Here is a 9637-nt window from a genome sequence, read left to right as displayed (position 1 = left end):
AAGAACGCCAATGGAAACTCTGATAGATGGCAAAGAGATCTGGAAGGAAAAATTTGTAGCCTGAATTTGACCTGACAGACACCCTCTGAAAAATCGGTGACTGTCAGATCAGGTCTGAACTACTACACTTTATCTCTGTTCCCCTGTTTCATATAAAAAGTCTGGTCGTCAAGTCTTTCGTAGCGCTGCTTCAGGGCGGCTGATTTCTGTTTCAAGAATGCTTTGCGACTTTGTTCTCTCCTGATTCTGCCGGAGCTGCTTGCGGTGGCCTTATCTTTGGCAAAGTCCAGGGCTATTTTGGGCCGTCCTCCTTTTCTCCGCACTCTGTTGCCTTGAGCGGCTCTTTGTTCCGCTTTTTCATGGTTTTTCTGGGCCTGTACCTTCAGCTTTTTTTCTTCGGCCTGAACATCGCTAAGCTGTCGTTCAACAGCCAGGCGATATTGCTGCCGGAGTGCTTCATATTCATCGTAGCCCCCGGCATACTGATGCAGCCCTGTAGCGTTGAGCTCCCAGATATGTTCCATTTGCCGCAGCAGTAACCGGTCATGACTGATCAGTAAGATAGCCCCATCATATTGCTCTATTTGTTGTGTTAACCAGCACTTACCCTTCATGTCCAGATGGTTGGAAGGTTCATCAAGAATCAATAAATCAACACTGGTACGAAAGAGTTTCCAGAGTTGCAGGCGCACTAACTGCCCTCCACTAAGCTCCCGGCACGGCATATGCGCATTGTTTGGCAGGCCCAGTTCGAAAAGCAGGGTCGACAGCTGGTGTTTCAACGACCAGTCATTGCCAATAATGTCGAACCAGTGTTGATCAGAACAGCCTGACTCCACCTGCTCCAGGGCCTCAATAATGCCTTCGATTTTCAGATACTGTGCCAGGCTGAGGGAGTTATCGATCAGGTCCGGTGATAGCTGTAAAAAACACTGGGTGCTGGCGTTGAGGGACACGGAACCAGCACTGGGTGGCTGCTGTTTTGTCAGAATAGAGGTCAGTATTGATTTGCCCGCACCATTGCGCCCTATAAGGCCAGTCCGTTGCGACCTGAGTGTGCAGGATATATCTTCGAATAAAAACTCACCGTTGTTGAACTGATAATAGAGATTGTTTGCTTGCAGTATTGGCATTCTTGCCTCCCGTGCAAACAGGGGGGCAGGAGCAGCTCAAAGAATCAATAAGTCAGGTAGCTGACAGATAATCCAGTAAAAAGAAGATGATTCAGTATTGCAAAACGATTGAGCAATAATCGCAAAAGCTACGCCCACTAACCCTGTTGATCCAAATTAAATACTCATTAATGGATGCAGGTGTTAGTTGTTCATCAGGCATAGCCTCCTTGGAGAGATGAAAAGATGGGGCATTATTGTAATCAGGTAAAAAGCTATTTTGCAAACCTGCATGACTCTGTCTCCGTTTCCTTAACAAGCGGGACAGCTGGTCTGTACACGCTTGCCTCTGGGAAAGCTTGACAGAAAGTGCAGTGGGGATAGACTATATACTGTACATAAATACAGTATATAGTGATCGTTATGAGGGCAACCCCGAAACCCCTTCAGTGCAGCCTTAATACCGTGGATTACCCCTTCTACCAGAGCCCGGCTGCCTGTGGCTTTCCGAGTCCGGCGGCGGATTATCTGGAAGAGCGGCTGTCTCTGGACCAGCTGCTGATTGAGCATCCGGCCGCTACGTTTTTTGCCCGCGCCCAGGGATGTTCCATGACCGGTGCAGGTATTCACGATGGTGATCTGCTGATTATTGACCGCTCCCTGAAGGCTCGCAGTGGCGATGTCATTATCGCCCTGTTGGATGGAGAGCTATTGATCAAACGCCTGAGGCTGAAGGCAGAGGGTGTCAGTCTCCACTCAGAGCACCCGGATTACTCACCTATACAGCTGGCCAGTGAGCAGAGCCTGGATATCTGGGGAGTGGTTACCCAGGTGATTCATGGACTTCGATAACCGTCAGGAAGTAGAAAGACCATGAGTACGGCCATTGCTCTCTGTGACGCCAATTCGTTTTACTGTTCCTGTGAGCGGGTGTTCAATCCCGAACTCCGGCAAATACCCCTGGGGGTATTAAGCAATAACGATGGTTGCATTGTGGCCCGAACCCCCGAAATCAAGGCTCTGGGTGTTGCCATGGGAGCGCCGGCCTTCAAGGTTCGGGGTCTGGTGGAGCAGGGCGCTGTTGTCCTGAAAAGCTCCAATTACAGCCTTTATGGCGATATGTCTGCCCGCTTTATGTCGGTTCTGGAGCAATTCAGCCCCCAGGTGGAGATCTATTCCATTGATGAAGCTTTTGTTGACTTGAGTGCTGTTGCTGCTGATGAACGTTTGAGCATTGGCCGGGCGATGCAGGAAAGGGTGCGACAGTGGACAGGCCTTCCCATCGGGGTGGGGATTGCCGGTACCCGGACCCTGGCAAAACTGGCGAACCATGCGGCCAAAAAATACCCTGCCACCGGTGGGGTTGTGGATCTGAGTGATCCTGACCGACAGCAACGGCTGATGGCGATTACTCCGGTATCAGATATTTGGGGAGTGGGGCGCCGGATTGCCCGGGCTCTGGAAAAGCAGGGCATTCACACGGCGGAGGATCTGGTCAACTGTCCCCGGGGCTGGGTTCGCAAGCAGTTCTCCGTGGTACTGGAGCGGACGGTGTGTGAACTCCAGGGGGAAAATGCTCTGGAGCCGGAGGATTCCGCAGCCATTAACAAGCACCAGATTGTCTGTTCAAGAAGCTTTGGCCACCGGGTGACCCGCAGGGAGGAGTTGCACTCGGCCCTGGCCTGTTTTATCAGCCGCGCCTGCGAGAAGCTTCGGCAACAGAACCAGTTTGCCAGAGAGGCTGTACTGTTTATCCGTACGGACCCGTTTCGACGGGAGCTGGCCCAGGACAGCCAGAGTATCCGGATAGCGACACCGGCTCCGGTCAACGACACCCGCCCATGGCTTCAGCAGCTTTCCGGTGCCCTGGACCGTATCTATCAGGAAGGGCATGAATATAAGAAAGCAGGGGTGATGCTGATGGAGTTATGCCAGCCGGACAGCTTTCAGGGAGATCTGCTGATGGCGGACCATACACCGGAGTCCCATGGGATGATGAAAGTGCTGGATACCATTAACCAGCGGTTTGGGAGTAATACCCTGAGACCGGCATCTGTCGGTTTTACTCCAGGTCGCTGGCATATGAACCAGCAGCATTTAAGCCCGTGCTATACCACCCGCTGGCCAGATATTATGACGGTCCATGCCCGCTAGGAGCCAGGCAGACGTTCTTTTGCTGGAGTGTTTGAAGCGTTTTTTGAACATTCTTTTTGAACATAGTGGTGAACATGGCGGGTAAATTTGTCGTGTCGACTGACTGGGCTGCTCCACCAGTGTATGGCGGGTAATTCGATGATTTTGCCAAGGTGTCGGGGAGTGCGGCACCATTTGCCAATACGGGGCAGGGGGTCGCCCTTGATCAGATAATGGGTGATCCGGTCAGTGGCAATCCTTCGGTTGCTTTCAGAAATTCCGGCCAGGGCAGCATGGCCCAGTTCTGCACTGCAAAAACAGAGGGCAGCGAGCGGTTCCGTTTGACTGAGGGCAGCAAAGCAGGCTTCACCGCCCCCTTTGGAATGGCCGGACACCACCAGCCGGTGAGATTGGAAGTCCGCTCTGTTATCCATTTCCATGAGGACACAGGCCGTTAGATCCCGTGCCTGCCGGTATGAATCGGGCAGTGATTTGGCAAAGGCGTTTTGAAAGTTGGCCAGCCATTGTCGATCAGAATAGTCACTGTTAAGAAAAGAACGACGGAGCAGCTCTCCAGGGTATTCCCCCGCCGATGTGCCTCCGAAGACCAGCCGGACTTCGCCGTTTTCCGGGTGGTGGAACAGATAGGCGATCAGCCCGGTTTTCCGGTCAAATAGAAACCCTTCCTGTTCCCTGGTGGTCAAGCCTGTTGCTTCTCCAGCTTTGGCCGCAAGATCGCAGGCCAGACTCCAGGAACCCGGCGGAATAGAGTCATCGCCTGCCAGAGAATGAGCAACATTGTTCACCCTTTCAATGGAGCGGTGATAGGGGTAGGCGGCCAACTCGGCATTTTCAGCCAGGTGAAAAAGACAGGATCGCTCGATGGGGGCTGGGGCACAGCGGCTTTCAGTATTCATTGTTTTATCCATAACAGCCCTTATACCGGCCTCATCCGGGAAAGTGACCTTCAGTGTAACCTATCGACTTTTTAGAAGGTAAAGATCAAGTATTTTTAATTTATATTGATTCTCTTTTACATTAACCTCGGCTCAGGAGCCTGTCGGACTTATGCTTTCGAGCATAAAATTCAGTAGAACGAGTCAAATTTTCCGATGGATTCGTGCGAATAGCCGGTCTATTTAATCGAATTCATCGAGACAGTCTTGAACCGCTCATGGCTGCGGCCGTTCTTTCTGGATTTTAGGCCGAAATTGTCGTAAGTCCGACAGACTCCTCTGTACTGGGGGGAGAGAATAATGACAACCTGGAAAAACACGGCCAAAGGCTATGGCCGGATCAGTATTGCCGTGCACTGGCTGAGTGCGCTGACGGTTTTTTCATTGTTTGGTGTGGGCCTGTATATGATGTCGCTGTCGTATTATGACCCGCTCTATCGTACCTTGCCGTTCTGGCATAAGAGCTTTGGGCTGGCCCTTTTGATACTGACTATCATCCGGCTGCTCTGGAAGGTGAGCAACCCGAAACCCCGGCCTTTACCCAATCATTCAAAGACCACTGTGTGGCTGGCAACGCTGGGACACTATGCCCTCTATCTGTTGATGCTGATCATTATGGTCAGCGGTTATCTGATCAGTACTGCGGATGGGCGCTCCATTGCCTTTTTTGGCTGGTTTGAAGTACCGGCCCTGATAACGGGTATTGAGGGGCAGGAAGATATTGCCGGGCTGGTTCACTTCTACCTGGCCTGGGCGCTGGTGATTCTGGCAGCCGGTCATGGCCTGGCCGCCATCAAGCACCATGCAGTGGATAAAGACGACACCTTGAGACGAATGATAACAAGCGGGGAGTGAACACCTTGAAAGCGTCAAAAAAGACTACAACAAAAAAGAGCATAAAAATGAAAGCGATCAAAAACACATTGGCTGCAGGTATTCTTGCTGCAGGTACTCTGGGGGCCTCATTGTCTGCCATGGCTGCGGACTATGTGATCGACACCAAAGGTGCCCATGCCTTTGTCAACTTTAAAGTCAGTCACCTGGGGTACAGCTGGGTTCATGGCAATTTTACGGATTTCAAAGGCAGTTTTACGTTTGATGAGCAGAACCCATCCCGCTCGAAAGTGGATGTGGTGATCAATACGGCTTCAGTGAATAGCAGCCATGCTGAGCGGGATAAACACCTGCGGGGCAAGGACTTCCTGAATACCGGCAAGTTCCCGGAAGCCCGTTTTGTCAGTACCCGGGTAGAAGACAATGGTGGCGACAACGCCAAAATCTACGGCCAGTTGACCTTGAAGGGGATTACCAAAGATGTGGTGATCGATGCGGTCAAAATTGGTGAAGGGAAGGACCCATGGGGTGGGCACCGGGCAGGGTTTACCGGTACCACCAGCATCAGTCTGGCGGATTTCAATATGATGGATCTGGGACCCGCGTCGGCCAAAGCCTACCTGACGCTTGAAGTGGAAGGCATCCGGCAGTAAATCTGTTCGATAATGCAATATAGCTGCTGTTTTGATTTAGGAGGCTATTAGAAGGCCCGGCTTATGTGCCGGGTTTTTTTATGGCTGGCGAAAAATGATGGATGTATCACACGTACATCAGAGTTTAAATCCAAGGAGCTTCACTTCACGTAGAAGGTGATATTTGAGGGTTAAGAAAAAAGAAACCCGCGCTTCTGGGGGAAGAAGGACACGGGCTAAGACCATTAGGAGTGAAACATAGGTACACAATCCAAGTACCAAGGTCATTTCTGACCCAGGCTGAAGTGATCGTAGGGGGAAGTCGATCAAATCAGCATCGTAATTATGGTTCAGAACCGGAAACCGTCCACCGGGAATTAAGAATGATTTCGAATAAAAAAGACTGAAAGAAGAAGGTTATAGCCCAGTTTCCAGGAAGTGGGTGATGGCTTCGATCAGTGGGTTGAAAATTGATCCCTGCCGGAACAATCATCCTGCTGCCCGGGAAGCTCCGGGGGCGGAGTGGACTCTGTATTCTGATCAGCATCCATAGCCCCGGCCTTCTGCAGTTCCTGAATTTGCTGGGAGGACATATAAAAGTCTGCCTCTTCTCCTTCAAGCACTCCATGGCCATGCCAGGGCAGCAGGCGGTAATCCGAGTGGTGTGTGTAGTCCAGAAAGGGGTATTTGATGATCTGGAAATAGGGGGAGTAATCAAAGTCACTGGGGGTACAGAGCTTTGGGTTTCTTTGGAACAGCTGCACTGCTTCTCCGCTGTTCTGTTTGACCAGGGGCAGTATTGGGAAATGAATAAAGCTGAAGGCTTCAGCAATCATACTGGAACAGACGGTTTTGGTTTCCTGGCCGGGGGAATGGTGAAACAGGGATGACCCCATTTTTTTGGGTAATATAAAGTAGGGAAAAAAGAATCGGGCCAGATCCAGGATCTGGCGGACATTGTAATCCATGCCCAGGCGGCTGACCGCATAATGAATGACTTTCTGGCTGTCACCGTAACTGAGCCCGTTAGGCCGACAGATACGGATATGGTCTTCTTCATAACGGCTAAGGGGGTGAACAACAGTGCCGATACCCAGTTCGCTCTCAATGATCAGCTGTTCATCGGGGGAGCCGTCATAGGATTCACTGACGGTCTGCCTCAGGCGGTTATCTTCAATGTCGTGGAGTCGGCCGATGTACAGCATGGCATGAGACCATGGGCTCTGGGTGGTTTTTTTGATCACTTCGCTGACCCGCGAGCGCCCCTCTACCAGAAGCACGTCACAGGGTTTGACTTCATGACGGATTCTTTCAAAATCACACAGTGGGCTGGTTTTTTCCCGGGTATCCTGCATCAGCCAATGAGTGAGCCATCCGGCCAATGTTGAGAACAGTTGCATCGCTCCATCCCTGGGCTTATTTCTTATTACCTTATAGTAGCATCTATACAGTTTCTGATTATTAATCGGGATATAAAACTCCGGGTGAAGCAACCTATAATCGCGGCATTACAGAATAACAGTGGAGATGGTTATGGCAGGAAAAGACCCGAACAACAAAAAGGCAGAAAAGCCGGTACCGGGGAATATTGCCCAGGCCCTGAAAGGATTGAGCAGGAAAAAAGGGTTGCCACCGGTCCATGAGTGGAACCCTCCGTTCTGTGGTGATATTGATATGCAAATCGCCCGGGATGGTCGCTGGTATTACAACGGCTCACCCATTGGTCGGGAATCCATGGTGAAGCTGTTCTCAACCGTACTGCGCCATGATGACGATGGCTGCTATTACCTGGTTACGCCAGTGGAAAAAGTACGGATTCAGGTGGAGGACGCTCCTTTTGTGATTGTGCAGGCCAGTGTCCGGGAAGGGGCCTCTGGTCGTGAATACCTGTTTACCACCAATGTGGGGGATGAAGTGGTTCTGGATGAAGAGCATCCACTGAGTGTGGCCACAGACTCGGAAACCGGAGAGCCTGCCCCTTATATCCGGGTCAGAGACCGGCTGGATGCCTTGATTCACCGGAATGTTTTTTATCAACTGGTGGAAGAGGCGGAAGCGCTGGGCGGTGATGGTCAACTTGAATTGCAAATCATCAGCCAGGGTAAGGCCTATTCCCTGGGAAGGGTTGAAGAGTAATCATGGGAAGTTCCCACGGACGAATTCCGGTCATTATTGATACCGACCCGGGAATTGATGACGCGGTGGCCCTGCTGTTGGCCATGGCCTCACCGGAAATAGAGGTGCTGGGAATCACCGCCGTGGCGGGAAATGTTCCTCTCCCGGTGGCGGTGGACAACGCGTTAAGCCTGGTTGAGCTGGCTGGGCATACGGTGCCTGTATACGCTGGCTGTGCAAGACCTCTGGTCAATCAACTCCAGACAGCAGGTGAGGAGATTCATGGTAGTACAGGGTTGGGCAATGACTGGCCTGCGCCTGCAACCGCCGCTCAGCCCCAGCACGGGGTGGATTATCTGATTGAGCAATGTCTCAGGTACAAAGACAATCCATTAACGATCTGTGCACTGGGGCCTCTGACCAATCTGGCTATGGCTCTGGTTAAATGCCCCGAGATCACCCAGGGTATTCAGCGGGTTCTGGTCATGGGTGGAGCCTTGAGGGTGAAAGGCAATTATACCGATGCTGCAGAGTTTAATATGCATACGGACCCCCATGCTGCTCATGTGGTTTTTAACTCCGGCGTGCTTATAGAGCTATACCCCCTCGACCTGACTGAGCATGCAGTGATTTCCCATCACTGGCTGGAAGGGCTGAAAACTCATCGGGTCGGTAGAGCGATTGTAGACATGCTCCATTTTTATCACCGTGGGGAAGGAGGTCGGCTCCATGACCCCTGTGTGATTGCCGGGTTGTTGCAACCGGAACTCTATGACAGTGAAACCTGCCAGGTGGACATTGAAATCTGGAACCGTCAGAGGCAGGGGGAAACCATGGCTGCTTTTGGCGGGAGGGGGAATGTCAGGGCACGCATCTCAAAATGCCCTGATGATTTTTTCGAATTTTTGCAGCAACGCCTGGCCCTGCTGGATAAGCAGGGCTAAGTATGACATATGTAGGACATTGGCTATGCAAGCTGTAATCTTTTTCTATTGTTGTATTTTTGTGATCCAGTTCTCTTGCACTTGCCTATCCCCTTCGATTTAATACCGCTGTCTTATATTTGAGCAGTAGCTGTCACTCTATACCCAAAGGATTTCAAGTTGCTACGCGGCGGCAAAAGAGCGAACCCCAGGAGCTTAGATGAACTAAGTGACTGGGGTGGGCGATTGCAGCCAACAACGTAGCAACTTGAAAGGCGATGGGTATAAATGATAAGAAATGGCTGACTGCACTGATGCATCAAGGAGTATGATTCCAGTGGATGGAATGTCCTGCCAGGAGACAGCGGTGGGCTGTCTGGTGATGATGGCCCGTTTTCACGGTTTGGCGGCGCAGCCGGAGCAGCTTCGTCATCAATTTGGAAATGTGCCGTCTGCAAACGGCAACAGCAACGATGGCGAGCCGTCGGAATCGTCTTTCGATCAACCCCTGAATGATATTGACCTGCTACGAGCCGCCCGGTTTCTGAAACTGAAGGCCCGTAAGGTGTCCGTGGATCTGGCGGATGCCGACGCTCTGCAAAATCTCCCCCTGCCTGCCATAGGTCGATCTGTGGATGGGCACTGTTTTATTCTGGCACGTGTTCAGGAAGGCAAGGCGCTGATCCAGAACCCCCAGACCGGCAAACCGGAAACGGTAACACTTGAGGCATTGTCAGAAGCGGCCACCGGTGATCTGTTTTTGATGACCAAACGTTCTGTATTGCCAGAAGCATTGACCCGGTTTGACTTCAGCTGGTTTATACCGGCCATGCTCAAGCATAAAAAGTTGCTCTATGAAGTACTGCTGGCGTCGTTTTTTATTCAACTGTTCGCCCTGATTACGCCGCTGTTCTTTCAGGTGATTATCGACA

Annotated in this window: 9 protein-coding genes and 1 pseudogene; 7 read left to right on the top strand and 3 right to left on the bottom strand. The window is 51.4% G+C overall.

Translation table 11 applies throughout. The features are described from left to right. Positions 1-122: 122 nt before the first annotated feature. Positions 123-1133: an ATP-binding cassette domain-containing protein gene (locus tag ACNRUY_RS24870; protein ID WP_488114365.1), complete on the bottom strand. Its 1011-nt coding sequence runs from the start codon at positions 1131-1133 to the stop codon at positions 123-125. 402 nt (positions 1134-1535) lie between these two features. Between ACNRUY_RS24870 and umuD the strand changes: the two genes are divergently transcribed. Together umuD and ACNRUY_RS24860 are read left to right on the top strand one after the other, a co-directional pair. Next, complete coding sequence (umuD, locus tag ACNRUY_RS24865) at positions 1536-1964, top strand: translesion error-prone DNA polymerase V autoproteolytic subunit (RefSeq protein ID WP_488114364.1); 429 nt, start codon at positions 1536-1538, stop codon at positions 1962-1964. A gap of 21 nt (positions 1965-1985) precedes the next feature. Continuing rightward, positions 1986-3266, top strand: a complete 1281-nt coding sequence (locus ACNRUY_RS24860; protein WP_488114363.1) for a Y-family DNA polymerase — start codon at positions 1986-1988, stop codon at positions 3264-3266. Here the strand turns inward: ACNRUY_RS24860 and ACNRUY_RS24855 are convergent. Next, on the bottom strand, positions 3263-4162 hold the full coding sequence (locus ACNRUY_RS24855; protein WP_488114362.1) for an alpha/beta hydrolase family protein: 900 nt from the start codon (positions 4160-4162) through the stop codon (positions 3263-3265). The genes ACNRUY_RS24860 and ACNRUY_RS24855 overlap by 4 nt on opposite strands. Before the next feature lie 339 nt (positions 4163-4501). Here ACNRUY_RS24855 and ACNRUY_RS24850 point away from each other — a divergent pair, with 339 nt between their 5' ends. Continuing rightward, positions 4502-5056 (top strand): cytochrome b, encoded by a 555-nt coding sequence (locus tag ACNRUY_RS24850; RefSeq protein WP_488114361.1) that lies wholly within the window; start codon positions 4502-4504, stop codon positions 5054-5056. Positions 5057-5103: 47 nt separating this feature from the next. Further along, positions 5104-5688, top strand: a complete 585-nt coding sequence (locus ACNRUY_RS24845; RefSeq protein ID WP_488114360.1) for a YceI family protein — start codon at positions 5104-5106, stop codon at positions 5686-5688. 434 nt (positions 5689-6122) lie between these two features. Here the strand turns inward: ACNRUY_RS24845 and ACNRUY_RS24840 are convergent, their stop codons facing one another. Further along, positions 6123-7067, bottom strand: a complete 945-nt coding sequence (locus ACNRUY_RS24840; protein WP_488114359.1) for a YiiX/YebB-like N1pC/P60 family cysteine hydrolase — start codon at positions 7065-7067, stop codon at positions 6123-6125. Positions 7068-7200: 133 nt separating this feature from the next. On the opposite strand from ACNRUY_RS24840, the gene ACNRUY_RS24835 reads away from it, so the two are divergent. The 3 genes and pseudogenes from ACNRUY_RS24835 to ACNRUY_RS24825 all read left to right on the top strand — a co-directional run. Beyond that, positions 7201-7803, top strand: coding sequence for a DUF1285 domain-containing protein (locus ACNRUY_RS24835; RefSeq protein ID WP_488114358.1), 603 nt, complete (start codon positions 7201-7203; stop codon positions 7801-7803). Positions 7804-7805: 2 nt separating this feature from the next. Next, positions 7806-8726 (top strand): nucleoside hydrolase, encoded by a 921-nt coding sequence (locus ACNRUY_RS24830; RefSeq protein WP_488114357.1) that lies wholly within the window; start codon positions 7806-7808, stop codon positions 8724-8726. A 277-nt stretch (positions 8727-9003) separates the two neighbouring features. After that, positions 9004-9637: pseudogene (locus tag ACNRUY_RS24825) on the top strand (hypothetical protein); the annotation flags it as partial.

It is taken from the genome of Endozoicomonas sp. Z74 (assembly GCF_057680865.1).
Note: the sequence above shows the minus strand (reverse complement) of the source record. Positions and strands in the feature narration are given on the sequence as shown.

Excerpts from the sequence above, each read along its gene's own strand:
- ACNRUY_RS24870 (WP_488114365.1), bottom strand. The coding sequence starts at position 1,133 with ATGCCAATACTGCAAGCAAACAATCTCTATTATCAGTTCAACAACGGT.
- umuD (WP_488114364.1), top strand. The coding sequence starts at position 1,536 with ATGAGGGCAACCCCGAAACCCCTTCAGTGCAGCCTTAATACCGTGGAT.
- ACNRUY_RS24860 (WP_488114363.1), top strand. The coding sequence starts at position 1,986 with ATGAGTACGGCCATTGCTCTCTGTGACGCCAATTCGTTTTACTGTTCC.
- ACNRUY_RS24855 (WP_488114362.1), bottom strand. The coding sequence starts at position 4,162 with ATGAATACTGAAAGCCGCTGTGCCCCAGCCCCCATCGAGCGATCCTGT.
- ACNRUY_RS24850 (WP_488114361.1), top strand. The coding sequence starts at position 4,502 with ATGACAACCTGGAAAAACACGGCCAAAGGCTATGGCCGGATCAGTATT.
- ACNRUY_RS24845 (WP_488114360.1), top strand. The coding sequence starts at position 5,104 with ATGAAAGCGATCAAAAACACATTGGCTGCAGGTATTCTTGCTGCAGGT.
- ACNRUY_RS24840 (WP_488114359.1), bottom strand. The coding sequence starts at position 7,067 with ATGCAACTGTTCTCAACATTGGCCGGATGGCTCACTCATTGGCTGATG.
- ACNRUY_RS24835 (WP_488114358.1), top strand. The coding sequence starts at position 7,201 with ATGGCAGGAAAAGACCCGAACAACAAAAAGGCAGAAAAGCCGGTACCG.
- ACNRUY_RS24830 (WP_488114357.1), top strand. The coding sequence starts at position 7,806 with ATGGGAAGTTCCCACGGACGAATTCCGGTCATTATTGATACCGACCCG.